Annotated in this window: 23 protein-coding genes; 13 read left to right on the top strand and 10 right to left on the bottom strand. The window is 70.4% G+C overall.

Annotated features, from left to right (window positions below; genetic code table 11):
• Window positions 1-123: 123 nt before the first annotated feature.
• Window positions 124-2,217 (bottom strand): transketolase, encoded by a 2,094-nt coding sequence (tkt, locus tag DEI93_RS08705; RefSeq protein WP_111009112.1) that lies wholly within the window; start codon window positions 2,215-2,217, stop codon window positions 124-126.
• Window positions 2,218-2,536: 319 nt separating this feature from the next.
• On the opposite strand from tkt, the gene DEI93_RS08700 reads away from it, so the two are divergent.
• Window positions 2,537-3,472, top strand: a complete 936-nt coding sequence (locus DEI93_RS08700) for a heme o synthase (RefSeq protein WP_111009111.1) — start codon at window positions 2,537-2,539, stop codon at window positions 3,470-3,472.
• A gap of 264 nt (window positions 3,473-3,736) precedes the next feature.
• On the opposite strand, the gene DEI93_RS08695 is transcribed toward DEI93_RS08700, so the two are convergent.
• On the bottom strand, window positions 3,737-4,696 hold the full coding sequence (locus DEI93_RS08695) for a COX15/CtaA family protein (RefSeq protein WP_111119367.1): 960 nt from the start codon (window positions 4,694-4,696) through the stop codon (window positions 3,737-3,739).
• 303 nt (window positions 4,697-4,999) lie between these two features.
• On the opposite strand from DEI93_RS08695, the gene sufB reads away from it, so the two are divergent.
• The 5 genes from sufB to DEI93_RS08670 are packed head-to-tail and all read left to right on the top strand — an operon-like array spanning window position 5,000 to window position 9,109.
• Window positions 5,000-6,418, top strand: a complete 1,419-nt coding sequence (gene sufB, locus DEI93_RS08690; RefSeq protein ID WP_111009109.1) for a Fe-S cluster assembly protein SufB — start codon at window positions 5,000-5,002, stop codon at window positions 6,416-6,418.
• Window positions 6,419-7,672 carry a Fe-S cluster assembly protein SufD gene (gene sufD / locus DEI93_RS08685; protein ID WP_111009108.1) on the top strand — a complete coding sequence of 418 codons (1,254 nt, stop codon included), beginning with the start codon at window positions 6,419-6,421 and terminating at the stop codon, window positions 7,670-7,672.
• Window positions 7,672-7,998, top strand: coding sequence for a non-heme iron oxygenase ferredoxin subunit (locus tag DEI93_RS08680; RefSeq protein WP_111009107.1), 327 nt, complete (start codon window positions 7,672-7,674; stop codon window positions 7,996-7,998). Before sufD ends, DEI93_RS08680 begins: the two co-directional genes overlap by 1 nt.
• Window positions 7,999-8,015: 17 nt before the next feature.
• Window positions 8,016-8,780: a Fe-S cluster assembly ATPase SufC gene (gene sufC / locus DEI93_RS08675; RefSeq protein WP_111009106.1), complete on the top strand. Its 765-nt coding sequence runs from the start codon at window positions 8,016-8,018 to the stop codon at window positions 8,778-8,780.
• Window positions 8,780-9,109: a metal-sulfur cluster assembly factor gene (locus DEI93_RS08670; protein WP_111009105.1), complete on the top strand. Its 330-nt coding sequence runs from the start codon at window positions 8,780-8,782 to the stop codon at window positions 9,107-9,109. Before sufC ends, DEI93_RS08670 begins: the two co-directional genes overlap by 1 nt.
• Before the next feature lie 77 nt (window positions 9,110-9,186).
• Here the strand turns inward: DEI93_RS08670 and DEI93_RS08665 are convergent, their stop codons facing one another.
• Window positions 9,187-9,807, bottom strand: coding sequence for a biotin transporter BioY (locus DEI93_RS08665; protein ID WP_111048804.1), 621 nt, complete (start codon window positions 9,805-9,807; stop codon window positions 9,187-9,189).
• Window positions 9,808-9,996: 189 nt separating this feature from the next.
• On the opposite strand from DEI93_RS08665, the gene DEI93_RS08660 reads away from it, so the two are divergent.
• Window positions 9,997-11,595: an ABC-F family ATP-binding cassette domain-containing protein gene (locus tag DEI93_RS08660; protein WP_111013284.1), complete on the top strand. Its 1,599-nt coding sequence runs from the start codon at window positions 9,997-9,999 to the stop codon at window positions 11,593-11,595.
• Window positions 11,596-11,634: 39 nt separating this feature from the next.
• On the opposite strand, the gene DEI93_RS08655 is transcribed toward DEI93_RS08660, so the two are convergent.
• Genes DEI93_RS08655 through DEI93_RS08645 form a run of 3 tightly spaced genes read right to left on the bottom strand, consistent with a single transcriptional unit; the run spans window position 11,635 to window position 13,372 of the window.
• Window positions 11,635-12,687: an SURF1 family cytochrome oxidase biogenesis protein gene (locus DEI93_RS08655; RefSeq protein ID WP_111035887.1), complete on the bottom strand. Its 1,053-nt coding sequence runs from the start codon at window positions 12,685-12,687 to the stop codon at window positions 11,635-11,637.
• Window positions 12,684-12,971 (bottom strand): hypothetical protein, encoded by a 288-nt coding sequence (locus DEI93_RS08650; protein WP_111013286.1) that lies wholly within the window; start codon window positions 12,969-12,971, stop codon window positions 12,684-12,686. The genes DEI93_RS08655 and DEI93_RS08650 overlap by 4 nt, the downstream gene beginning before the upstream one ends.
• Window positions 12,971-13,372, bottom strand: a complete 402-nt coding sequence (locus DEI93_RS08645) for a DUF3099 domain-containing protein (RefSeq protein WP_111035886.1) — start codon at window positions 13,370-13,372, stop codon at window positions 12,971-12,973. Before DEI93_RS08645 ends, DEI93_RS08650 begins: the two co-directional genes overlap by 1 nt.
• Window positions 13,373-13,504: 132 nt before the next feature.
• On the opposite strand from DEI93_RS08645, the gene fabG reads away from it, so the two are divergent.
• Window positions 13,505-14,218 carry a 3-oxoacyl-ACP reductase FabG gene (gene fabG / locus DEI93_RS08640; RefSeq protein ID WP_111025620.1) on the top strand — a complete coding sequence of 238 codons (714 nt, stop codon included), beginning with the start codon at window positions 13,505-13,507 and terminating at the stop codon, window positions 14,216-14,218.
• Window positions 14,219-14,255: 37 nt separating this feature from the next.
• Here the strand turns inward: fabG and serB are convergent, their stop codons facing one another.
• Both serB and DEI93_RS08630 read right to left on the bottom strand, forming a co-directional pair.
• A complete protein-coding gene (gene serB / locus DEI93_RS08635) occupies window positions 14,256-14,906 on the bottom strand; it encodes a phosphoserine phosphatase SerB (RefSeq protein WP_111013289.1) in 651 nt (216 codons plus the stop codon).
• Between the two features lie 64 nt (window positions 14,907-14,970).
• Window positions 14,971-16,212, bottom strand: coding sequence for a glucose-1-phosphate adenylyltransferase (locus DEI93_RS08630; protein WP_111009088.1), 1,242 nt, complete (start codon window positions 16,210-16,212; stop codon window positions 14,971-14,973).
• Between the two features lie 47 nt (window positions 16,213-16,259).
• Here DEI93_RS08630 and glgA point away from each other — a divergent pair, with 47 nt between their 5' ends.
• The 3 genes from glgA to DEI93_RS08615 all read left to right on the top strand — a co-directional run bounded on the left by glgA (window position 16,260) and on the right by DEI93_RS08615 (window position 18,705).
• A complete protein-coding gene (gene glgA / locus DEI93_RS08625; RefSeq protein ID WP_111009087.1) occupies window positions 16,260-17,456 on the top strand; it encodes a glycogen synthase in 1,197 nt (398 codons plus the stop codon).
• 74 nt (window positions 17,457-17,530) lie between these two features.
• A complete protein-coding gene (locus DEI93_RS08620) occupies window positions 17,531-18,313 on the top strand; it encodes an ABC transporter ATP-binding protein (RefSeq protein ID WP_111009086.1) in 783 nt (260 codons plus the stop codon).
• Window positions 18,314-18,456: 143 nt separating this feature from the next.
• Complete coding sequence (locus DEI93_RS08615) at window positions 18,457-18,705, top strand: type B 50S ribosomal protein L31 (RefSeq protein WP_111009085.1); 249 nt, start codon at window positions 18,457-18,459, stop codon at window positions 18,703-18,705.
• 217 nt (window positions 18,706-18,922) lie between these two features.
• On the opposite strand, the gene DEI93_RS08610 is transcribed toward DEI93_RS08615, so the two are convergent.
• Together DEI93_RS08610 and treS are read right to left on the bottom strand one after the other, a co-directional pair.
• Entirely contained in the window at window positions 18,923-19,663 is a 741-nt protein-coding gene (locus DEI93_RS08610) for an exonuclease domain-containing protein (protein WP_111009345.1), read from the bottom strand.
• Between the two features lie 210 nt (window positions 19,664-19,873).
• Window positions 19,874-21,622: a maltose alpha-D-glucosyltransferase gene (gene treS / locus DEI93_RS08605; protein WP_181434796.1), complete on the bottom strand. Its 1,749-nt coding sequence runs from the start codon at window positions 21,620-21,622 to the stop codon at window positions 19,874-19,876.
• Window positions 21,623-21,752: 130 nt separating this feature from the next.
• Here treS and DEI93_RS08600 point away from each other — a divergent pair, with 130 nt between their 5' ends.
• Window positions 21,753-22,670, top strand: coding sequence for an alpha/beta fold hydrolase (locus DEI93_RS08600; protein WP_111009344.1), 918 nt, complete (start codon window positions 21,753-21,755; stop codon window positions 22,668-22,670).
• Complete coding sequence (locus tag DEI93_RS08595; protein ID WP_111119366.1) at window positions 22,667-23,758, top strand: glycosyltransferase family 4 protein; 1,092 nt, start codon at window positions 22,667-22,669, stop codon at window positions 23,756-23,758. The genes DEI93_RS08600 and DEI93_RS08595 overlap by 4 nt, the downstream gene beginning before the upstream one ends.
• Window positions 23,759-23,797: the final 39 nt, after the last annotated feature.

The following is a 23,797-nucleotide window of genomic DNA, read 5'->3' as shown; positions in this document are numbered from 1 at the left end:
CGCTTCATCTCTTTCGTCATCGACCCGTTCCCTGGCGAGCTGCCGGGGCGGGTCCGGTCTGGTGGTGTCGTCGTCCGACGAGGAAGGGGCCGGGTCCGGTGAACCGGACCCGGCCCTCCTGGCTCAGGACGCCGCGATGGTCTCCTTCGCGGCGGCGACCACGGCCTCTGCCGTGAGACCGAACTCCTTGTAGAGCGTCTGGTAGTCCGCCGAGGCGCCGAAGTGCTCGATCGACACGCTGCGGCCCTTGTCGCCGACGATGTCGCGCCAGCTCATCGCGATGCCCGCCTCGACCGAGACGCGCGCGGTGATCGCCGACGGGAGCACGCTCTCGCGGTACTCCTCCGGCTGGGCCATGAACCACTCGAGGCTCGGGGCGGACACGACGCGCGCGTTCACGCCCTCGGCCTTGAGCTGCTCCCGAGCCGCGACCGCGATCTGGACCTCGGAGCCGGTCGCGATGAGGATCACGTCCGGCGTCCCGTTCGGCGCCTCGGCGAGCACGTACGCGCCCTTGGCGACGTTCTTCGCCGAGGCGAAGGTGTCGCCGGTGGCGTCGCCGTCACCGCGCTCGAAGACCGGGAGGTTCTGTCGGCTCAGCGCGATGCCGGCCGGGCCCTCGCGACGCGACAGCATCGCGAGCCAGGCGTACGCGACCTCGTTGGCGTCGGCCGGTCGCACGACGTCGAGCCCCGGGATCGCGCGGAGTGCGGTGAGCTGCTCGATCGGCTGGTGGGTCGGGCCGTCCTCACCGAGGGCCACCGAGTCGTGCGTCCACACGTAGATGGCCGGCGCCTTCATGAGGGATGCGAGGCGGACCGCCGGGCGCATGTAGTCGCTGAAGATGAGGAAGGTGCCGCCGAAGGGGCGGGTGTTCCCGTGCAGCACGATGCCGGAGAGGATCGAGCCCATGGCGTGCTCGCGGATGCCGAAGTGCAGGACGCGACCGTACGGGTCGCCCTTCCACATCTTGGTCGAGAACTTCGTCGGGACGAACGACTTGGCTTCCTCGATCGTGGTGTTGTTCGATTCGGCGAGGTCGGCCGAGCCACCCCAGAACTCGGGCATGAGCGCGGCGATCGCGTTGATCACCTTGCCGGAGGCCGCACGCGTCGAGACGTCCTTGCCCGGCTCGAACACCGGGAGCGCCTGCTCGAGGCCCTCGGGCAGCTCCTGCGCCTGGACCCGGTCGAACAGTGCCTTCTTCTCGGCGTTCGCCGCGGCCCAGGCGTCGAACGCCTGCTGCCACTCGGCGTGCTCGGCCTGGCCACGCTCGACCGCGCCGCGGGTGTGCTCGAGCACCTCGGGAGCGACCTCGAACGTCTTCTCCGGATCGAATCCGAGGACCTCCTTGAGGCCCGCGAGCTCGTCCGCGCCGAGAGCCGACCCGTGGATCTTGCCCGTGTTCTGCTTCTTCGGCGAGGGCCATCCGATGATCGTCTTGAGGACGATGAGCGACGGCTTGACGGTCTCGGCCTTGGCGGCCTCGACGGCGGCGTACAGCGCCTCGACGTCCTCGGAGTACTCGCCGGTCTTCTTCCAGTCGACGTGCTGCACGTGCCAACCGAGCGCCTCGTACCGTGCCGCGACGTCCTCCGTGAAGGCGATGTCGGTGTCGTCCTCGATCGAGATCTGGTTGGAGTCGTAGAAGACGATGAGGTTGCCGAGCTCCTGGTGGCCGGCGAGCGAGGCGGCCTCGTTCGTCACGCCCTCCTGGTTGTCGCCGTCACCGCTGACGACGTAGGTGAAGTGGTCGAACGGGCTCTGACCGGGCGCGGTGTCGGGGTCGAACAGGCCCCGCTCGAAGCGCTGCGCGTAGGCGAAGCCGACCGCCGAGGCGAGACCCTGGCCGAGGGGACCGGTGGTGATCTCGACGCCGTCGGTGTGGCCGTACTCCGGGTGACCCGGGGTCTTCGAGCCCCACTTGCGGAGGTGCTCGAGGTCCTCGAGCTCGAGGCCGTACCCACCGAGGTAGAACTGCACGTACTGGAGGATCGAGGCGTGTCCGGCCGACAGGATGAAGCGGTCGCGGCCGATCCAGGTGCTGTCACTCGGGTCGCGCCGCATCACCTTCTGGAAGAGCAGGTAGGCGAGCGGGGCGAGGCTCATCGCGGTGCCGGGGTGGCCGTTGCCCGCCTTCTCGACGGCGTCGGCGGCGAGCACGCGGGCCGTGTCGACGGCCTTCTTGTCGATGGAATCCCATGTGAATTCAGCCACTGGTGGATTGACCCTTCTTGATGCGACATGTGCGAGGGCTCGTGCTCCCGCACGGACATGACGCCCACCCGGGTCCCGTGGTCGTCGGGTGGTCCGGCGGCCCTGAGTGCGCTGGTGCGCACGACGTCGGGCACACTGCGGGCAGGCGTCTCCCAGCATAGTGAAGACGCACTCAGTCGGCGTTCAGCCGTCGGCGGAGCCGATGCAACGCGAGCGTGCCCGCGGGGACCATCGCGAGCGTGCCCGCGGGGACCATCACGTAAAGTGGGAGGCGGCCCGGTCTCCGACGCGGGTGCCCACTCCCCGAGACAGAGGTTCCATGCCGACAGCCGTCGTGACCCGGCCCGAGATCGTCCAACCGACACTCGTCCGCAAACTGCGCGCCTACGTCGCCCTGACCAAGCCGCGCGTGATGGAGCTGTTGCTCGTCACCACCGCGCCGACGATGTTCCTGGCGGCTCGCGGTGTGCCGGACCTCTGGCTGGTCCTGTGGACGCTCATCGGGGGCGCGATGTCCGCCGGCGGCGCCTCGGCGTTCAACTGCTACATCGACCGCGACATCGACAGGGTCATGAAGCGCACGAGCGACCGTCCGCTCGTCACCGGTGCGGTCTCGGACCGCGAGGCCCTCGTCTTCTCGTGGGCGCTCTCGATCGCGTCGACGCTCGAGCTCGGGCTCCTGGTGAACTGGCTCGCGGCGGCGCTCAGCGTCGGGGCGATCCTGCTGTACGTCGTGTTCTACACGCTCTGGCTCAAGCGTCGGACGCCGCAGAACATCGTCTGGGGCGGCGTCGCGGGCTGCATGCCGGTGCTCATCGGCTGGGCAGCGGTGACGGACTCGCTCAGCTGGGCACCGGTCATCCTGTTCGGCGTCATCTTCCTCTGGACGCCGCCGCACTACTGGCCGCTCTCGATGAAGTACCGCGACGACTACGCCGCGGCGCGCGTGCCGATGCTCGCGGTCGTCCGCGGGCGCACGGTCGTCGGGCTGCAGGTCGTGCTCTACGCCTGGGCGACCGTCGTCTGCTCGGTGATGCTCGTGCCCGTGGCGCACATGGGCGTCCTGTACACGGTCGTCGCCCTCGCGGCCGGCGCGTGGTTCGTCGTCGAGTCCCACCAGCTGTACGGCCGGGCGATCCAGCACGTCGAGCAGGTGCACCCGATGCGCGTGTTCCGGAGTTCGATCATCTACCTGACGCTCCTGTTCCTGGCGGTGGGCATCGATCCGCTCCTGCAGAACGCCCTGACGCGGTAGCGGTCCGGATGCAGAACGCCCTGACGCGGTAGCGGTCCGAGCGACGCGGGGCGCGGTCGCCCGACGCCGCCGGTACATCCGGGAGGACCGCCACCGGCTGGCAGCCCCCGTCCCGCCGCGCGTGGCGCAGCCGACGGGAGGCGCGGGACCGGCTGGCAGTGCGCCTCCAGTCCGGCGTGGCGGCCGGGAGGCGGGTCGTCCGCTCGCACCGCTCAGCTGCCAGCGGGCCTCCGGGCCGGGGCGCAGCGCAGCCGGTGCCGGCGCTCAGGACCGGACGGCGTCCCGGCCAGCGCTCGGGTGCGAGGACAGCGACACCGCGGTCGTGGCACCCACGAGCAACCCGGCCAGGACCATGTGGGTCCCGACGAGACCGACGGGGAGCGCGCTGCGGGCCTGCGTGATGCCGACGGCGATCTGCACGAACTCGACGACGAGCAGGAGCAGCACCCAGCGGCTCGAGATGCGGAGTCGCACCGCGGCGACGAGCAGGACCAGCGTCAACGCGAAGACCGCGAAGGCGGGGACCGCGTGGAGGTCCTCGATGACCGCCGGGTCGAAGCCCGTCCGGACGAGCTTGCCGCCCTGCACCGACTCGCCCGCGCCGGCGTGCGGCCCCGATCCCGTCGTGAGGATCCCGAGCAGGACCGTCACCGCGACGGCGCCCATGAGGGCCTCCACGACCGTCCGGTACCAGCGGGGGACGAGTGTGCCGGGGCGCCCCGGACCGTTGAGGGAGCGGTAGACGAGGCGGGCCGTGATGGACACGAGCGCGGTCGAGATGACGAAGTGCAGACCGACGACGTACGGGTTGAGGTTCGTCAGCACGCTGATGCCGCCGACCACGGCCTGGAGGGGGATGCTCGCGCCCTGGGCGAACGCGAGCCAGAAGAGCTCGGGCCGCGTGCGTCGGAGTCGCACGACGGCGAGGAACATGGCGATCGCGATCACGACGAGCACGAACGTCAGGAGCCGGTTGCCGAACTCGATGACCCCGTGGAGGCCCATCTCGGGTGTCGTGACGAAGGAGCCGCTCGTGCATTCGGGCCACGTCGGGCAGCCGAGTCCGGACGCGGTGAGGCGGACGAGCCCGCCTGTGCCGATGAGCACGACCTCGATCACGAACGACGCCCAGGCCAGGACGACGACCCGTGCGTCGACCGTGCGGGGGAGCCCCCACCACCGGGTCGGCGTGGATCGGTCGATCGGGGTCCCGACGCGTGTCACGGAGTGGGTGCCTTCCTGTTGTTCCGGGGGTCGAACCTGTAGACTCAGCGGGTTCGGCACGACGGCCCCGCGGGTCGGCCCGCAGGGGCCGGCGGACGGGGACGGAGCAGTCAAGTGTATTCAGCGGAGCGCTGGAAGTTGACTCCGGGCTTCGAAACCGCCGCACATCGTCGCTGATGGCCGGAGCCGGTGCGACCATCGTCAGACGGCCGGTACCGCGGACGGCGTCCGAGGAATGGTGCCGGAGACCCCGGCGTTGTCGTCCAACGGACCGAACGGCCCGAAGAGAGATAGAGGGAGACCATGTCCGACGTGCTCATCGACCGTCCCGAGCTCGAAGGGCTCGGCCAGTACGAGTTCGGCTGGGCCGACCCCGACGCCGCTGGCGCCTCCGCCCGCCGTGGTCTCTCCGAAGAGGTGGTCACCGACATCTCCCGGCTCAAGTCCGAGCCCGAGTGGATGCTCAAGAACCGGCTCAAGGGCCTGCAGCTCTTCGGCCGCAAGCCGATGCCGACGTGGGGCGCGGACCTCACCGGGATCGACTTCGACAACATCAAGTACTTCGTGCGCTCGACCGAGAAGCAGGCGCAGTCGTGGGAGGACCTCCCCGAGGACATCCGCAACACGTACGAGCGCCTGGGCATCCCCGAGGCCGAGCGGCAGCGTCTCGTGGCGGGCGTCGCGGCTCAGTACGAGTCCGAGGTCGTCTACCACCAGATCCGCGAGGACCTCGAGGCCCAGGGCGTGATCTTCATGGACACGGACACGGCGCTCCGCGAACACCCCGAGTTCTTCGAGGAGTACTTCGGCACCGTGATCCCGGCCGGCGACAACAAGTTCGCGGCGCTGAACACGGCCGTCTGGTCGGGCGGTTCGTTCGTCTACGTCCCGAAGGGCGTCCACGTCGAGATCCCGCTGCAGGCGTACTTCCGGATCAACACCGAGAACATGGGCCAGTTCGAGCGGACCCTGATCATCGCGGACGAGGACTCGTACGTGCACTACATCGAGGGCTGCACGGCCCCGATCTACAAGTCGGACTCGCTGCACTCGGCGGTCGTCGAGATCATCGTCAAGAAGAACGCGCGCGTGCGCTACACGACGATCCAGAACTGGTCGAGCAACGTCTACAACCTCGTCACGAAGCGTGCGATCGCCCACGAGGGCGCGACGATGGAGTGGATCGACGGGAACATCGGCTCGAAGGTCACGATGAAGTACCCGTCGATCTACCTGGCCGGTGAACACGCCAAGGGCGAGACCCTCTCGGTCGCGTTCGCGGGTCCGGGTCAGCACCAGGACGCCGGCGCGAAGATGATCCACATGGCGCCGTACACCACGTCGTCGATCGTCTCGAAGTCGATCGCCCGCGGTGGGGGCCGCGCGGGCTACCGCGGTGAGGTCCGGGTCGATCCGGACGCCCATCATGCCGCCAACACGGTCCGCTGCGACGCGCTGCTCGTGGACACGGTGTCGCGGTCGGATACGTACCCGGCGATCGACATCCGGGTGGACGACGTCCAGCTCGGTCACGAGGCCACGGTGTCGCGCGTCAGCGAGGAGCAGCTGTTCTACCTCATGTCGCGGGGCCTGCCCGAGGACGAGGCGATGGCGATGATCGTCCGTGGCTTCATCGAACCGATCGCCCGGGAGCTCCCGATGGAGTACGCGCTCGAACTCAACAAGCTCATCGAGATGAGCATGGAAGGATCCGTCGGCTAGATGTCCGCCACCAGCCCCCAGCCCCAGACCGACGTGCAGCCGCGTATCGACCAGCCGGTCGAGCCTGCGGGCGGGACCGAACAACACGGAGCGCGAGCCCACTCCGACGGCGGGTGGGACACGCGCGTCCCGGTGCAGACGCGGTCCGAGCGGTTCGCGTCGGCAGACGTCGACGCGTTCCCGGCGGTCACCGGTCGCGAGGTCAACTGGAAGTTCGCACCCCTCGCGAAGATCCGGCCGCTCCTCGACGGTGATCTCGACGGTGCGGCGTACCCCTTCCTCGCCCGCGAGTCGGGCGGGACACACATCGACTGGGTCCGGAGCGACGACGAGCGGGTCGGCAGCGCGGGTCTCCCGGAGGACCGGGCGTCCGCGGCGGCGTGGAGTGCACGCGACGCGGTGCTCGCGATCACGGTGCGTGGCGACGAGCCGGGGCACGTCACGATCACGCGGTCGGCGATGGGCTCGGAGCCCCGCGCGGCCCACACGGTGATCACCGCCGAGGCGAACAGCACGGGCATCGTCATCGTGAACAGCACGGGCTCGGCGCTCCTCAGCGAGAACGTCGAGATCGTGGTCGAGGACGGCGCGCGGCTCACCGTCGTCGCCGTGCAGGACTGGGACGACGACGCCGTCCACGTCGGGACCCACTTCGCCCAGGTCGGGCGCGACGCCTTCCTCAAGCACGTGGTCGTCTCGCTCGGCGGGGACGTGGTCCGGATCAACCCGTCGACGCGCCTCGGTGCGCAGGGCGGCGACACCGAGATGTACGGCGTCTACTTCGCCGACGCCGGGCAGTACATCGAGCAGCAGGTGTACGTGAACCACGACGCCCCGAACACCCGGAGCCGCGTCAACTACAAGGGCGCGTTGCAGGGCGAGGGCGCGCACACCGTCTGGATCGGCGACGTGCTCATCGGGCGTCCCGCCGCGGGCACCGACAGCTACGAGCAGAACCGCAACCTCGTGCTCTCCGAGGGCACGCGGGCCGACAGCATCCCGAACCTCGAGATCGAGACCGGCGACATCCAGGGCGCCGGGCACGCGAGCGCCACGGGACGCTTCGACGACGAGCACCTGTTCTACCTGCAGTCCCGCGGGATCACCGAGGACGAGGCCCGCCGCCTCGTCGTGCTCGGGTTCCTCGTCGACGTCGTGCAGAAGATCGGGGACCCCGACCTCGAGGAACGCCTCGTCCGCGCCATCGAACAGGAGCTCGCCGGCGGCCGCACGGAGCACGGGGACCTCGCCTGATGGCCACGAAGGTCTGCTCCGAGTCGGAGATCGCGGTCGACAGCCCGATGCGGGTCGTCGTCGACGGCGCTCCCGTCGCCGTCGTCAAGGACTCGGCGGGCACCGTGCACGCCATCGGTGACACCTGCACGCACGGCGACATCTCGCTGTCCGAGGGCTTCGTCGAGGACGGCGCGCTCGAGTGCTGGGCCCATGGCTCGAAGTTCGAGCTCACCAGCGGCAAGCCCCTCAACTTCCCGGCGTACGAACCGGTGCCCGTCTACCGGGTCTCGATCATCGACGGCGACGTGTACGTCGACACGTCCGACGTCCGCGCCGACAACTGACCACCGAAGGAACACGCATGTCCACTCTCGAAATCCGCGGTCTCCAGGTCTCGATCGACACCGATCAGGGCAAGAAGGAGATCCTCAAGGGCGTCGACCTCACCATCAACGAGGGCGAGATCCACGCGATCATGGGTCCGAACGGATCCGGCAAGTCGACGCTCGCCTACACGATCGCCGGCCACCCCCGCTACAACGTCGACGGAGGCTCGATCCTCCTCGACGGGCAGGAGGTCCTCGAGATGAGCGTGGACGAGCGTGCTCGCGCCGGTCTGTTCCTCGCCATGCAGTACCCCGTCGAGATCCCCGGTGTCACGGTGTCGAACTTCCTGCGCACCGCGAAGACGGCGATCGACGGTGAGGCTCCGGCGCTCCGCGGCTGGGTGTCCGACCTCCGTCGCTCCATGGCGGACCTCAAGATGGACAGCGCCTTCGCCGAGCGCAACGTGAACGAGGGCTTCTCGGGCGGCGAGAAGAAGCGCCACGAGATCATGCAGCTCGAGCTCCTCAAGCCGAAGTTCGCCGTGCTCGACGAGACCGACTCCGGCCTCGACGTCGACGCGCTGAAGATCGTCTCGGAGGGCGTCAACCGCGCGAAGGCCGCGACCGACATGGGCGTCCTGCTCATCACGCACTACACGCGCATCCTCCGGTACATCAAGCCCGACTTCGTGCACGTGTTCGTCGCGGGCAGGGTGGCGGAACAGGGCGGGCCAGAGCTCGCTGAGCGCCTCGAGAACGAGGGCTACGACCGCTACGTCGCCGCCGCCGCGAGGGCCTGATGATCACCACACTGTCACCGCAGAAGTTCGACGAGGTCGCCGAGGCGCTCAAGGAGGTCTCGGACCCGGAGCTCGGCGTCAACGTCGTCGACCTCGGTCTGGTCTACGACCTCGCGTGGGACGACGACGCGAACGCCCTCATCATCAGCATGACGCTCACGAGCGCCGGGTGCCCGCTCACCGACGTCATCGAGAACGACACCGCGAACGCGCTCGACGGCATCGTCGACGCCTTCCGCATCAACTGGGTCTGGATGCCGCCGTGGGGGCCGGAGCGCATCACCGACGACGGTCGCGAGATGATGCGGGCGCTCGGCTTCGCCATCTGACGTCAGCCGACATACGAACGGACGGGAGGCCCGGTACCAGCTGGTACCGGGCCTCCCGTCCGTCCGTGTCGGGCCGATCAGCGGGAGCGGCGGCCGATGGCGCGCCACGCCAGGGGGAGGACGCCGGCGGCGATGACCGCCTTGGCGATGCCACCGACGACGAACGGGGCGAGTCCGAGGCGGAACACGGTAGCGAGGTCGTGCGGCGCACCCAGCTGGCCGAGGACCACCGCCAGGTACGGCAGACCGGTCACGAAGGGGATGGCGCTCGCGAGCGTGAAGGCGATCACGCCGCGGACGAAGCGACGGTCCCAGTTCCGGCGCGCAAGCCACCCGATCGCGGCAGCGCTGGGGACGAAGCCGATGACGTACCCGAAGCTCGGCACCGCGAGCGCGTGCAGGCCACCGGTCATGTCGGCGAAGAACGGCGCTCCGGCGAGCCCGGCCACCATGTAGAGCAGCATCGAGATCGCACCGCGGCGGGCGCCGAGGGTCGCACCGACGAGCACCACGGCGAGCGTCTGCCCGGTGATGGGCACCGGCCACATCGGGACCTCGACCTGCGCCATGGCCGCGGTGAACAGCGCGCCGCCCGCGACGAGTGCCGCGTCGGTCGCGAGGCCGCGGGAGCGGATACGGTCCGCGAGCACGGGTCGGCTGGCGCCCGCGTGGACGCGGCCGGGAACGGCGTTCGTCATGGAGTCTCCTAGAATGGGTCGGTGGTCGCGGGCGCCGCTCGGAATCCGCCATGGCCTGCGGGCGTTCTCGTCCTTGGTCCGCTCCTGTGTGCGGGAGCGCGGCGCCGGAGCCGGGTTCCCCTCGATCCTACGGGCCACCCCCGCCTGCACACCGTTGTGACCACCCCACCAACCGATTGGACGTCCGCTGTGCTTGCCGTGCACGATCTCGAGATCCGCGTCGGAGCGCGCCTCCTGATGGAGGGCGTGACCTTCCGCGTCGACAAGGGCGACAAGATCGGGTTGGTCGGGCGGAACGGTGCCGGCAAGACCACGATGACGAAGGCGCTGGCGGGCGAGACCATGCCGACCGGCGGCGAGATCACCCGCTCGGGCGAGATCGGGTACCTGCCGCAGGACCCGCGGTCCGGCAACCCCGAGGACACGGCGCGCAAGCGGATCCTCGACGCCCGTGGACTCGGCGAGATCGTCGAGGGACTGCGCGCCGCCTCGCTCGACATGGGGAGCAGCGACCCGGCCGTCGCCGAGAAGGCGATGGCCAAGTACGCGCGACTCGACGACCGCTTCACCGCGCTCGGTGGGTACGCGGCCGAAGCGGAGGCGGCGTCGATCGCGTCGAACCTGGCGCTGCCGGACCGGATCCTCGACCAGCAGCTGAAGACGCTGTCCGGCGGGCAGCGGCGGCGCATCGAACTGGCGCGGATCCTGTTCTCCGAGGCCGACACGATGATCCTCGACGAGCCGACGAACCACCTCGACGCGGACTCGGTCGTCTGGCTGCGGGAGTACCTCAAGACGTACGCGGGCGGTGTGATCGTCATCTCGCACGACGTCGAACTGGTGGACGAGGTCGTGAACCGCGTCTTCTACCTCGACGCGAACCGCCAGGTCATCGACATCTACAACATGGGCTGGAAGCACTACCAGCGCCAGCGCGTCGCGGACGAGGAACGGCGCCGCAAGGAACGCGCCAACGCCGAGAAGAAAGCGGGGGAGCTGCAGAAGCAGGCCGCCCGGTTCGGCGCCAAGGCGACGAAGGCGGCGGCCGCCCATCAGATGGTGGCGCGCGCCGAGAAGCTCCTGGCCGGGCTCGAGGACGTCCGCGAGCAGGACCGCGTGGCGAAGCTGCGGTTCCCGACGCCGGTCGCCTGCGGGCGCACGCCGCTGATGGCCGAAGGCCTCTCGAAGTCGTACGGGTCGCTCGAGATCTTCGCCGGGGTCGACCTCGCGATCGACCGGGGATCGCGGGTCGTCATCCTCGGCCTCAACGGTGCCGGCAAGACCACCCTGCTCCGCATCCTCGCGGGCGCCGACCGCCCGGACACGGGCGAGGTCCAGCCAGGCCACGGCCTCCGCATCGGCTACTACGCGCAGGAGCACGAGAACATCGACGTCAACCGGACCGTGATCGAGAACATGGTCTCGGCGTCCCCGGCGCTCACCGAGACCGAGGCCCGACGCGTGCTCGGTTCGTTCCTGTTCACCGGGGACGACGGCTACAAGCCGGCGGGCGTGCTCTCGGGCGGCGAGAAGACCCGTCTGTCGCTGGCGATGATCGTCGTGTCCGGGGCGAACGTGCTCCTGCTCGACGAGCCGACGAACAACCTGGACCCGGCATCGCGCGAGGAGATCCTCGGCGCACTGGCGGGGTACGAGGGCGCCGTCGTGCTCGTGAGCCACGACGCGGGTGCGGTCGAGGCCCTCAGTCCGGAGCGGGTGCTGTTGCTGCCCGACGGGGTCGAGGACCACTGGAACAAGGACTACGCGGAGCTCATCGAACTCGCCTGACCGGGGCCGCCGACGCTCGTCGTCCGGCCGCTCTCCGGCTCAGCCGACCCGGACGTCGTCGAGGAGGCCGTCCTCGATCTCCGCGTCGGTCTTCGGACGGGCTTCACGCCGCCGCTTGCGTTCGAGCGCGCGCTCGCGTTCCTCCGGGTCGTCCTGGTTGAGGTTCCGGTACTCCTGGACCATCAGGTAGGCGAGGAAGCCGAAGCCGCCGGCGGCGAACATGAACCACTGGATGAAGTACGACAAGTGGAGGCCGGTGTCGGCCGACGGGCGATCCCAACCAAGGGGCCGGGCCTGTGCGGGCGCCGGGTCCTCGCTCTTGAGCTGGCCGTACGCGCCGGTCCAGATCGGCTGGGCGACGCGGCCCGCGACGTCCGACAGGGTGACCGACTGGATCTCGTCGGTGTGGGCCGGGTCGGTCCGACCGGGGATGTGCGGCTCGGTCTGCTGGAGGCGCACCACGACGTCGACGGTGCCCCTCGGCGGTGCGGGCACGGAGTCGGGGTAGTCGTGGTCGTTGCCCGTCGGGACCCATCCGCGGTCGACGATGAACGCGCGCCCCGACGACGTCACCAGCGGCGTCAGGACCTCGAACCCGGGCTGACCGTTGTGGACGCGGTTGCGCACGAGGAGCTGCTCCGCCACGTCGTAGTGCCCGGTCACGCGGACCTGGAGCCACGTCTGGTCGTCGTCGAACGCGGACCGTGTCGGGAGTGCGCGGTCGACGGGCACGGGGGTGTGGTCGTAGTTCTCGGCGATCTGGTCGTTCTCGCGGACCGCCTCGTTGCGGCGGTCCCACTGCCACATGCCGAAGAACGCGCAGAGGATCGCGAAGCCGACCGCGATCGCGAAGTACCCGACCCAACGGCGGCCGATCACGAAGCCCCAACCGACGAAGGGTTCGTCCGGGTCCCGGTCGGTCTCGTGCTCGTCGGCGGTGCCGAGCCGGGCCGCGTGGGCCTCGCGTTCGGCGCGGCGGAGGCGCTCCGCGCCCCGGCGCCCGTAGCGGGCCGTCGGGTCGAAGTCGCGGAGGCCGGCCGTCGGCTCGTCGTCGGTGCGGTCGTGGTCCGTCCGGGGGTCGTGCAGCGTCATCCGAGGGAGCCGCCCTCGGCACCTCCGGAGGTCAGGGAGTCCGCGACGTCCTCGAGCCGCTCGACGTCCTCGTCGATGCCGGTCACGGTCACCGGGAAGGCCCGGGACCGCAGGTAGTCCGCGAGGAAGGCACAGTGGTCGTCACACGCCGCCCAGATCTTGACGCGGTCGACCGCATGGATCCTCGGGTTGCGCCAGTTGACCCGCCAGGACGCCCTGTTCGAGCATCCGGCCCGCGAGCACACCGGCGCTCCTGGATCGGTGTGGAGGTCGAAGGTCGCCATCAGCGCCGACTCCGTCCGCCGCTCGCCGCGGCGCGTTCGCGCTCCGCACGCTCCTGCTCGGCGTGTGCCCACGCGGCTCGGGCGCGCTGGTCTTCGCGGTAGCGTTCCTCGCGCTCCTGCTCGATGCGTTCGCGGTCGTCGTCGGGCAGCACGCGGACGAGTTCGCCGCCCGGTCGGACGAGGTCGTCGGCGCGGCGGTTCCCCGCGTTGGCGACGACCACGGCCACCCACGGGATGACGCCGGCGAGCACGAGCGGGAGGATGCTCCAGACGTCGTGGAGGCAGACCGCCACGACGAAGCACACCACGCGCACGGACATCGTGAACACGTACCGCCTGAGGCGGCCGCGCCGGTCATCGGCGGGCGATGCCGGCAGCGAGGTGATGCTGTTCGTCTTCATGCGATGGTCTCTCCGCTTCCCCGGCTCAAGCCTAAGCCTCACCACCGACGGTAGGCTCGCATGGTCCGTTCGGCGCACCGCGGTGATCCGACGGGCGCCCCGTACCGCCCCCGTTCAGCACCAGGAGCACTCATGACCACGCCCCGTACCGTCCTCGTCACCGGAGGGAACCGCGGGATCGGCCACGCCATCGCCCAGGAGTTCGTCGCCGCCGGGCACCGGGTCGCGGTGACGTCGCGCAGCGGCGACGGCGGCCCCGAAGGCGCACTCACCGTCGCCGCGGACGTCACGGACGCCGCGAGCGTCGACGCCGCGTTCACCGCCGTCGAGGCAGCGCTCGGACCGGTCGAGGTGCTCGTGTCGAACGCCGGCATCACGCACGACACCCTGCTGCTCCGGATGAGCGAAGAGGACTTCACCTCGGTCGTGGACACCAACCTGACCGGAGCGTTCCGCGTCGTGAAGCGCGCCTCCAAGAACATGCTGCGTGCCCGGTTCGGCCGGGTGATCCTGATCTCCAGCGTCGTCGGGACGCTCGGTTCCGCCGGACAGGTCAACTACGCGTCGTCGAAGTCCGGGCTCATCGGGTTCGCGCGGTCGCTCACGCGTGAGCTCGGGGGCCGCGGCCTCACGGCGAACGTCATCGCGCCCGGGTTCATCGAGACCGAGATGACCGCGGCGCTGCCCGAGGACGTCCAGGCGCAGTACAAGAAGCAGATCCCCGCCGGTCGGTACGGGAGCGTGCAGGACATCGCCGCGACCACCCTGTTCCTCGCCGGCGACGACGCGGGGTACATCTCCGGGGCGGTCATCCCGGTGGACGGCGGCGTCGGGATGGGCGACTGAGCCCATCCCGGACGCGGCTCCTGCCGGTACCGGTCGGTCAGGAGGCCCGGACGGGCACCCCGAGGCACGCCAGGACGGGTGTGAGGTCCCGCCGGTCGACGACGACGTCCGCGGCGTCGCGGACGCCCGGCCGCGCGACGAAGGCGACGGCGAGCGCGGCCTCGCGCATCATGGAGAGGTCGTTGGCGCCGTCGCCGACCGCCACGGTGTGCCGCCGCGCGTCCACACCGTCCGCGGCCGCCCAGGCCCGGAGCGCGTCGGCCTTCGCGGCCGCGTCGACCACGTCCCCGAGCACCCGGCCGGTGAGCACGCCGCCGGACGCCTCGAGTCGGTTGGCGCGACAGTGGTCGAGCCCGAGTGCCGCCGCGATCGGGCCCAGCACCTCGTGGAAGCCGCCGGACACGACGCCGACGCTGCCGCCGGCGGCGTGGACGCCCTCGACCAGTTCGACGGCGCCGGTCGTGACCCGGACGGCGCGACGGACGTCCTCCAGAACGCTCACGGGCAACCCCGCGAGTGTCGCGACGCGGTCGCGGAGGCTGTCGGCGAAGTCGATCTCACCGCGCATCGCCCGCTCGGTGACGGCGGCGACGCGATCACGCGCTCCTGCGGCGTCGGCGAGCAGCTCGATCACCTCGTCCTCGAGCAGTGTGGAATCGGCATCGAGGACGACGAGGAAACGCGGCACGCGCCAAGGCTAGTGGCGGTCGCGGGCGCGAGACGGCGGATGACGCGGACCGGGCCTCGCGGCCTCAGGCCTCGACCCGCACCCCCTTGCCGACCACGGTGATGCCGGAGTCCGTGACCGTGAACCCGCGGGCGAGATCCGCGCCGCGATCCACCCCGACCTGAGCGCCGGCCTCGATCACGACGTCCTTGTCGAGGATCGCGCGGCGCACGACCGCGTCCGGGCCGACCATCGCCCGGTCGAACACCACGGAGTCGACGACCTGGGCGCCCGACTCGATGGTGCACCACGGCCCGATCACGCTGCGCTCCACCTGTGCCCCGGACAGCAGACACCCGAGCGAGACGATCGAGTCGACCGCGGTACCGCTGACGCCCTTGGCGTCACGGACGAACTTGGCGGGCGGCGAGTTGATCTGCTGGTTGAAGATCGGCCAGTCGACGTTGTAGAGGTTGAAGACCGGCAGCGCTGCGATGAGGTCCTGGTGCGCCTCGAAGAACGAGTCGATCGTCCCCACGTCGCGCCAGTAGTACTTGTCGCGCTCGGTGGCACCCGGGACGTCGTTGCGGTTGAGGTCGTAGACGCCAGCGTCGCCCCGGGTCACGAAGTCCGGCACGATGTCACCGCCCATGTCGTGGTTCGAGGACTCGATCTGACCGTCGCGCAGGACCGCGTCGATGAGCGCGTCCGCGTCGAAGACGTAGTTGCCCATCGACGCGAGGACCTCACCGGGGGAGTCGGGGAGTCCCACCGCGTCCTTCGGCTTCTCCAGGAACGCGCCGATCCTCGTCGGGTCCTCGTCGTCGACCTGGATGACGCCGAACTGGTCGGCGAGCGCGATGGGCTGTCGGATCGCGGCGACGGTCGCGCTGCGGCCCGACGCGATGTGCGCCTCGACCATCTGGGAGAAGTCCATCCGGTACACGTGGTCCGCACCGACCACGACGACGATGTCGGGCCGTTCGTCCCGGAGGAGGTTGAGGCTCTGGAGGATCGCGTCGGCGGACCCGGCGAACCACCGTTTGCCGAGTCGCTGCTGCGCCGGGACCGACGCCACGTACGAGCCCAGCAGCCCCTCCATGCGCCACGTCTGGGACACGTGGCGGTCGAGGCTGTGGGACTTGTACTGGGTCAGGACCACGATGCGCTGCAGTCCGGAGTTCACCAGGTTGCTCAACGCGAAGTCGATCAGACGGAAGTTGCCGCCGAACGGGACGGCGGGCTTGGCTCGGTCGGCGGTCAACGGCATGAGCCGCTTCCCTTCGCCCCCTGCGAGGACGATGCCGAAGATCTTCTTCGATGGCATGCCCCAAGAGTAGGCGTGCGACCGGGCCATTCGTTACGTTGGGGGACGTGCGAGTCGATCTGCTGACGAAGGAATTCCCCCCGGAGATCTACGGAGGTGCGGGCGTCCACGTCGCGGAACTGACGGCGGCGCTCCGATCCGGGACGGACACCGACGTGCGCGTCCGCGCGTTCGGAGCCGATCGGGACGCCGACGGCGTGACCTCCTACCGCGCCCCCGCGGGGTTCGAGCACGCGAACGGCGCCGTGACCACGCTCGCCACCGACCTGCAGATGGTCCCCGACATCGAGGGCTCGGACCTCGTGCACTCCCACACCTGGTACGCGAACGCCGCAGGACGTGTCGCGCAGCTCACCTACGGCCTGCCGCACGTCGTGACGGCACACAGCCTCGAGCCGCTCCGCCCCTGGAAGGCCGAGCAGCTGGGCGGCGGGTACCGGCTGTCGAGCTGGATCGAGCGCGAGGCGTACACGAACGCCGACGCGGTCATCGCGGTGTCGAAGGGCATGCGCGCCGACATCGCCCGCTCCTACCCGTCGATCCCCGAGGACCGGTTGCACGTCGTGTACAACGGCATCGACATCGACGCCTGGCAGCGCGTGGTCGACCCGGAAGCGGTCCGCGCGCTCGGGATCGACCCCGATCGGCCCACCGTCGTCTTCGTGGGTCGCATCACCCGCCAGAAGGGTCTGCCGTACCTCCTCCGTGCGCTCGACGGGCTGCCGGCGGACGTCCAGGTGGTCCTCTGCGCCGGAGCGCCGGACACCCCGGAGATCCTCGCCGAGGTGACGGGCCTGGTCGAGGACCTCCGGACCCGCCGCTCGGGCGTGGTGTGGGTCGACCGGATGCTCTCCCACGACGAGATCGTCCGGGTGCTGTCGGCGGCGAGCGTGTTCGTGTGTCCGTCGGTGTACGAGCCGCTCGGGATCGTCAACCTCGAGGCCATGGCGTGCGGGCTGCCGGTCGTCGGCACGGCCACGGGCGGCATCCCCGAGGTCGTCGCCGACGGACTGACCGGGCGCATCGTGCCGATCGAGCAGGTGCAGGACGGGTCCGGGACGCCGGTCGACCCGGACCGCTTCGTGGCGGACCTCGGCGCGACCTTGCGCGAGGTGCTCGCCGACCCCGGGCTCGCCGCCCTCATGGGTCGGGCCGGGCGTCTGCGTGTCGAGGGCGAGTTCACCTGGTCCGCCATCGCGACCCAGACCCGTCGGGTCTACGACGCCGTCCTCGCCGGTCGCTGAGGACGCCGGCGGCGGCCGTCCACAGGACGTGTGCCGCGCCTCCTCGCCGACGGCCGACCGCGTAGGCTGAGGGCATGCCCTCGGTTGTGCGCTTGCAAGACGTGTCCGTCGTCCGGAACGGGGTCAGCATCCTCGACCAGGTGTCGTGGCAGGTCGACGAGGCGGACCGTTGGGTCGTCCTCGGCGCGAACGGCGCGGGGAAGACGACCCTGCTGCAGGTCGCCGGGGCGCAGTCGTTCCCGACCTCGGGCACGGTCGAGGTCCTCGGCACGGAGGTCGGTGGCGCCGACCTGTTCGAACTCCGTCCGCGCATCGGGTTCGCGTCGACCGCGCTCGCCCGGCGGATCCCGGTCACCGAGCAGGTGCTCGACGTCGTGCTCACGGCCGCCTACTCGGTCACCGGTCGGTGGAACGAGCAGTACGACGACATCGACGTCCGACGTGCCCATCGGGTCCTCGACGAGTGGGGCCTCGGCGGCTTCGCCGACCGGACCTTCGGTGAACTGAGCGACGGCGAGCAGAAGCGCGTCCAGATCGCCCGGTCCGTCATGACCGATCCCGAGGTCCTGTTCCTCGACGAGCCGGCGGCATCGCTCGACCTCGGGGCACGCGAGAGTCTGGTCCGGACGCTCGGGGGGTATGCCGAGAGCGCCGAGGCTCCTGCCATCGTGGTCGTCACCCACCATGTGGAGGAGATCCCGAAGGGCTTCACGCACGCGCTCGTGCTCGCCGAGGGGCGCGTGCACACCGCCGGACCGATCGCTGACGTCGTGACGAGCGAGGTGCTCTCGGACGCGTTCGGGATCGGCCTCGTCGTGACGGCGGACGCGGGTCGCTACACCGCCCGCGCCAGCTGAGGTGACGACCGAGCCGCCGATGCCGGAGACGAGCGGTGCCTCCCGTCCGCGCTGACGGTCTGCTAAACTCGGTCGCTGGCGTACGCCACAGTTTTGCGCGCGCTCGCGCACTCCGAACCACCACATCCACGACGAGGAACACCATGAAGACCGACACGCACCCCGAGTACAACGCCATCGTCTTCCGCGACCTGGCCTCCGGTGAGACGTTCCTGACGCGCTCCACCGCGACCAGCGACAAGACCATCGAGCTCGACGGTGTCACCTACCCGGTGATCGACGTCGAGATCTCGAGCGCCTCGCACCCGTTCTACACGGGCAAGCAGCGCATCCTCGACTCGGCCGGTCGCGTCGAGAAGTTCAACCAGCGCTTCAAGGGCTTCGGCAAGTAAGTCCGAGCCCTCGGTCGCGGCGGCAACGCTGACGCGACCTCGTCGGGAACGGCGAGCGAGCAACGGGCGGTCCACCTCCGGGTGGCCGCCCGTTGCTGCGTCTCCGGGGCAGCCGTTGCCGAGGACCGCCTGGTTCAGGTGTGTGCCCGTGCCTATGCCTGTGCCTGTGCCTGTGCCATGCCCCGTGCGCGCGTGCCGACACCGGGGCCGGGGACGATCAGGCGGGGTTGCGGTGCGGCCAGCGGCCGTCCGCGACGAACTGCGGATTGCGCTCACGCCGCATGTAGTCCTGGAACGACGCCGCCTGGTCGGAGCACCAGGCCACCTGCAGTCGGTGGAGCTCCTCGGCGCTGATGCCGAGCTGGTCCGGGTAGCGGCTCGCGATCGCCTGCGCGACGCGTCCGGCGGCGATCGCGTCGGCACCGGCGTCGTGCGCGTCCGCGAGGGTCACGCCGTACAGCGCGGAGCAGACCTCGAGCGTGCGCTTGCCCTTGCGGTAGGTGTCGACGGCCTTGTCGATGACGAGCGGATCGACGACGTTCCCGATCACGGGTGCCGCCAGGCCGTGGCGCTTGGCCTCGCGGTCGAGGACGGTGAGGTCGTACGGCGCGTTGTAGACCACGAGCGGGATCCCGCGGGCGAACACGGCCTCGACCGCGGCGATGATCTCGGCGACGACGACGTCGGCGGCACGCCCCTCGGCACGGGCGCGCTCGGTCGTGATGCCGTGCACCGCAGCGGCCTGCTCCGGGATGGGGACGCCCGGGTCGGCCAGCCACGAGCCGGCGGCGATGCTCGCGCCGGTCATGTCGATGAGCCCGACATGGGCGCTGACGATCCGTGCTGTCTCGACGTCGATCCCCGTGGTCTCGAGGTCGAACACGCCGAGCGCGTGCCACCAGGGGCGTTCCGCAGGGGAGCGGGGTGCCGCCGAGGGGGCTCCGAGGGTGGCGTCGATCGGCGCTGCGAGCGGAGAGCTGGTCACGCGGTCAGGCTAGCGGCGGCCGCCGACACCGCGGACGCGACACGGCCGGCCGGGCGACCCGAGGCGGCCGTCCCAGCGACCCGACGCGGCCGTCCGGGCGACGTGACGCGGCCGTCCGGGCGACCCGAGGCGGCCGGGCCGAGCGACGTGACGCGGTGCCGATCCCGAGACCCCTACGGACCGTCAGTCCCGCGGCCGTCCCACGTGCAGCCAGTAGAACGCCTGCGTCCCGAGGGTGATCGTCACCGTGCCGTCCTCGTCGAACGACGGGAACGACCCGCCGCCGAAGAGGTCGTACAGGGGCAGACCGGCGTGCTCGGGCGCCGTGATCGTGACCGCGGTGGGGTTGTGCGCGAACGAGAAGACGCAGAGGACGTCCTCGGCGGAGTCACCGAACTGGGTGCCCGTGCCCTCGTACGACCGCATAAACGTGAGCACCGAGTCGTTGTCGCTCTCGAGCACGGTGAGCGTGCCGAGCCCGAACACCGGGTGCGCCTTCCGCACGTGGATGACGTTGCGGATCCAGTGCAGCAGGGAGCGGGACTGCGCCAGCTGCGACTCGACGTTGACGAGGTTGTAGTTGTAGACGAGGGACTGCACGACCGGCAGGTACAGCTTGCCGGGGTCGGCCGTCGAGAACCCGGCGTTGCGGTCCGGCGTCCACTGCATGGGGGTGCGGGACGAGTCGCGGTCGGGCAGCCAGATGTTGTCGCCCATGCCGATCTCGTCGCCGTAGTACAGGAACGGCGAGCCGGGGAGCGAGAACAGCAGCGCGTGCACGAGCTCGAGCTCCGCCCGGGAGTTGTCGAGGAGCGGCGCGAGGCGTCGACGGATGCCGATGTTCGACCGCATCCGCGGGTCGTACGCGTACCAGCCGTACATCGCCTGGCGGTACTCCTCGCTCACCATCTCGAGCGTCAACTCGTCGTGGTTCCGCAGGAACACACCCCACGCCGCGCTCTCCGGGACCTCGGTGGTCTCCGAGAGGATCCGCTGGAGCTCCGTCGCGTGCTGCGCGCGGAGCGAGTAGTAGATGCGGGGCATCACCGGGAAGTCGAAGGCCATGTGGCACTCGGGCTCGTCGTCGGTGCCGAAGAACGCCGCCGTCTCGCGCGGCCACTGGTTCGCCTCGGCGATGAGCACGCGCCCGGGGTACTCCTCGTCGACCATCGCGCGGAGGCCCTTGACGAACTCGTGCGTCGCGGGCTCGCCCTCGCCGTTGCCCTCCTCGGACTCGAAGAGGTACGGGATCGCGTCGAGCCGCAGCCCGTCCACGCCCATGTCGAGCCAGTGCCGGACGACGTCGTAGACGGCCTCGACCACGGCGGGGTTCTCGAAGTTGAGGTCCGGCTGGTGCGAGAAGAACCGGTGGAAGAAGAACTGCCGTCGGATCGGGTCGAACGTCCAGTTCGACTCCTCGGTGTCGACGAAGATGATGCGGATGTTCTCGTACTTGTCCGGGCTGTCGCTCCAGACGTAGAAGTCGCCGTAGGGCCCGTCCGGGTCCTCGCGGGACTGCTGGAACCACTCGTGCGCGTCGGAGGTGTGGTTGATCACCATGTCGATGACGATGCGCATGTTCCGTTCGTGCGCCTTCGTCACGAGGTCGCGGAACTCGTCCAGGGTGCCGAACTCCGGCAGGATCGCCTTGTAGTCGGAGATGTCGTAGCCGCCGTCGCGCATCGGCGACTGGAAGAACGGCGGCAGCCACAGCGCGTCGACGCCGAGCCACTGCAGGTAGTCCAGGCGGCTGATGAGTCCGGACAGATCGCCGGTGCCGTCCCCGTTCGAGTCGACGAACGAGCGGATCATGCACTCGTAGAACACCGACCGCTTGTACCAGAGCGGGTCCAGGGTCAGTCCGGGCAGCTGGATGGGGGCAGTGAACGTCACCGTGCTCCTCGTGGATCCGTCGGGCGTCGGGGCCGACATGGCGCCCGTCGGCCCACTCTATGTCGCCCCGGGTATCCGTGTCCGGAGGGAACGGACGACCGCACGGCCCGCCGACCGGGAGGCGCGGCATCCGTCCGGCGCGACGGGTCCGGCCCGTAGACTCGGCGGGATGCGTGCCCCGATCGTCTCCCCGTACCAGCGGCTCATGGCCGGGCTGCCCGTGGTGCACCGGTCGGTCCTCGTCGACGGTCGCGCGACGCACTACTGGGTGTACGGCCCCGAGGACGCGGACACCACCATGCTCGCCGTGCACGGCTTCCGTGGCGACCACCACGGGCTCGAGTCGCTCGCCGCGCACCTGCCCGAGGTCCGCACGATCGTGCCGGACCTCCCGGGCTTCGGGGTGTCCGACGCGCTCCCGCGGTCCGACATGGACGGCTTCGTGCGGTGGCTCCGAGCGTTCCACCGCGCCCTCGGGCTCGACCGACGGGCCGTCGTGCTCGGGCATTCCTTCGGGAGCATCGTCACCGCAGCCGCGGTCGCCGACGGGCTCGACACCCGGCGTCTGGTCCTGGTCAACCCGATCGCCGCTCCCGCACTGCAGGGCCCGCGCGCCGTGGGTACCGCGATCGCGATCGCCTACTACCGGCTGGGTGCGGTCCTGCCCCGGGCGCTCGGGCTCGCCCTCCTCCGGAACCGGGGGATCGTCCGGGCGATGAGCGTCGCGATGCTCAAGTCCCGCGAACCGCGGTTGCGCCGATGGGTGCACGACCAGCACGACCGGTACTTCTCGGCGTTCGCCGACCGCCACGTCGTCCTCGACGCGTTCCGGACGTCGGTGACGCACGACGTCGCCGCGTACGCGGACCGCATCGACGTACCGGTGCTCCTCATCGCCGCCGAACGTGACGACATCACCGCGGTGCCGGAACAGGAAGCGCTGGCGGACCGGCTGCCCGACGCGACCCTCGTCGTGATCCCCGGCGTCGGCCACCTCGTGCACTACGAGACGCCGGCCGCCGCGGCGGACGCGATCCGTGCCTCCCTGGCGACGCCCGAACCGGACCGCGGCGGGATGCGCCGATGAGCCGTCTCCGCATCGGCATCGACTGCCGCTACGTCCGGGTGGGGCGCCATGACGGCATCAGCCGGTTCACGGCCGGTGTCGCGGCACATCTGCCGGACCGGCACGACTACGTGCTCCTGGTGAGCGAGGACGGACAGCGGGACTCGCTGCCGGACGGGATGCCCTGGGAGCGCATCAGTCCACCGACGAGCGCCGCGGAGCCCCTGGTCGCGCGGCAGGTGAACCGGCTGGGGCTCGACGCCGTGTTCTCGCCGATGCAGACCATGGGATCCCGCGGACGCCACTACGCGCTCGTGCTGACGCTGCACGACCTCATCTACTACCGCAACCGCACACCGCCCCGTGAGTTCTCGTGGCCGCTGCGGCTGGGGTGGCGTGCGTTCCACCTCGCGTGGTGGCCGCAGCGGATGCTGCTCGATGGCGCCGACGGCATCGTCACGGTGAGCGAGACGACCGCCGGACTCATCCGGGACCACCGGCTGACGCGTCGGCCCGTGACGGTCGCGTACAACGCCGCGGACCCGGTGGCGCCGCGCGCGGCGGACGGCCTGCGGACGCGGGACCTCGTCTACATGGGCACGTTCATGCCCTACAAGAACGTCGAGACCCTCGCCTCCGCGATCCCGCTGCTCCGCGGGCCCGGGGAGGCCGACTGGCGGCTGCACTGCATGTCGCGCGTGCGAGCTGCGGACCGGGAGCGGCTCGAGCGGCTCGCCCCCGCGGGTTCGCTCGTGTTCCACGACGGAGCGTCGGACGAGGAGTACCGCGCGGTGCTACGGACCGCGACGGCGCTCGTCAGCGCCTCGCACGACGAGGGCTTCGGGATCCCGCTCGTCGAGTCGATGGGCGTGGGCACGCCCGTCGCCGTGAGCGACATCCCGATCTTCCGCGAGATCGGCGGCGCGGCCGCCGAGTACTTCGACCCGACCTCGCCCGCCGCGGTCGCGGCCGCGGTGCGACGGGTCGAGGCGCGCTGGGACGACCTGCACCGGGCCTCCCTCGAGCGGGTCCGCCGCTTCGACTGGACCACGTCCGCCGAGCGCGTCGTCGCGTCCGTCGAGCGCGCCGTCGCCGACCGCCGCGCCTGACCGACGCCCGACGCCCCGTTCGGCGGACGTGGAGGACCG

It is taken from the genome of Curtobacterium sp. MCBD17_035 (genome assembly GCF_003234815.2).
Taxonomy (GTDB): domain Bacteria; phylum Actinomycetota; class Actinomycetes; order Actinomycetales; family Microbacteriaceae; genus Curtobacterium.
The sequence above is the reverse complement of the archived record's forward strand: the minus strand, read 5'-3'. Positions and strand labels throughout refer to the sequence as shown.

Coding starts and splice junctions, on each gene's coding strand:
- DEI93_RS08665 (WP_111048804.1), bottom strand. CDS start 9,807: ATGACGAACGCCGTTCCCGGCCGCGTCCACGCGGGCGCCAGCCGACCC.
- sufB (WP_111009109.1), top strand. CDS start 5,000: ATGTCCGACGTGCTCATCGACCGTCCCGAGCTCGAAGGGCTCGGCCAG.
- DEI93_RS08595 (WP_111119366.1), top strand. CDS start 22,667: ATGAGCCGTCTCCGCATCGGCATCGACTGCCGCTACGTCCGGGTGGGG.
- DEI93_RS08615 (WP_111009085.1), top strand. CDS start 18,457: ATGAAGACCGACACGCACCCCGAGTACAACGCCATCGTCTTCCGCGAC.
- sufC (WP_111009106.1), top strand. CDS start 8,016: ATGTCCACTCTCGAAATCCGCGGTCTCCAGGTCTCGATCGACACCGAT.
- DEI93_RS08600 (WP_111009344.1), top strand. CDS start 21,753: ATGCGTGCCCCGATCGTCTCCCCGTACCAGCGGCTCATGGCCGGGCTG.
- DEI93_RS08630 (WP_111009088.1), bottom strand. CDS start 16,212: ATGCCATCGAAGAAGATCTTCGGCATCGTCCTCGCAGGGGGCGAAGGG.
- DEI93_RS08670 (WP_111009105.1), top strand. CDS start 8,780: ATGATCACCACACTGTCACCGCAGAAGTTCGACGAGGTCGCCGAGGCG.
- DEI93_RS08620 (WP_111009086.1), top strand. CDS start 17,531: ATGCCCTCGGTTGTGCGCTTGCAAGACGTGTCCGTCGTCCGGAACGGG.
- sufD (WP_111009108.1), top strand. CDS start 6,419: ATGTCCGCCACCAGCCCCCAGCCCCAGACCGACGTGCAGCCGCGTATC.
- DEI93_RS08645 (WP_111035886.1), bottom strand. CDS start 13,372: ATGAAGACGAACAGCATCACCTCGCTGCCGGCATCGCCCGCCGATGAC.
- DEI93_RS08650 (WP_111013286.1), bottom strand. CDS start 12,971: ATGGCGACCTTCGACCTCCACACCGATCCAGGAGCGCCGGTGTGCTCG.
- treS (WP_181434796.1), bottom strand. CDS start 21,622: ATGTCGGCCCCGACGCCCGACGGATCCACGAGGAGCACGGTGACGTTC.
- DEI93_RS08655 (WP_111035887.1), bottom strand. CDS start 12,687: ATGACGCTGCACGACCCCCGGACGGACCACGACCGCACCGACGACGAG.
- fabG (WP_111025620.1), top strand. CDS start 13,505: ATGACCACGCCCCGTACCGTCCTCGTCACCGGAGGGAACCGCGGGATC.
- DEI93_RS08680 (WP_111009107.1), top strand. CDS start 7,672: ATGGCCACGAAGGTCTGCTCCGAGTCGGAGATCGCGGTCGACAGCCCG.
- DEI93_RS08700 (WP_111009111.1), top strand. CDS start 2,537: ATGCCGACAGCCGTCGTGACCCGGCCCGAGATCGTCCAACCGACACTC.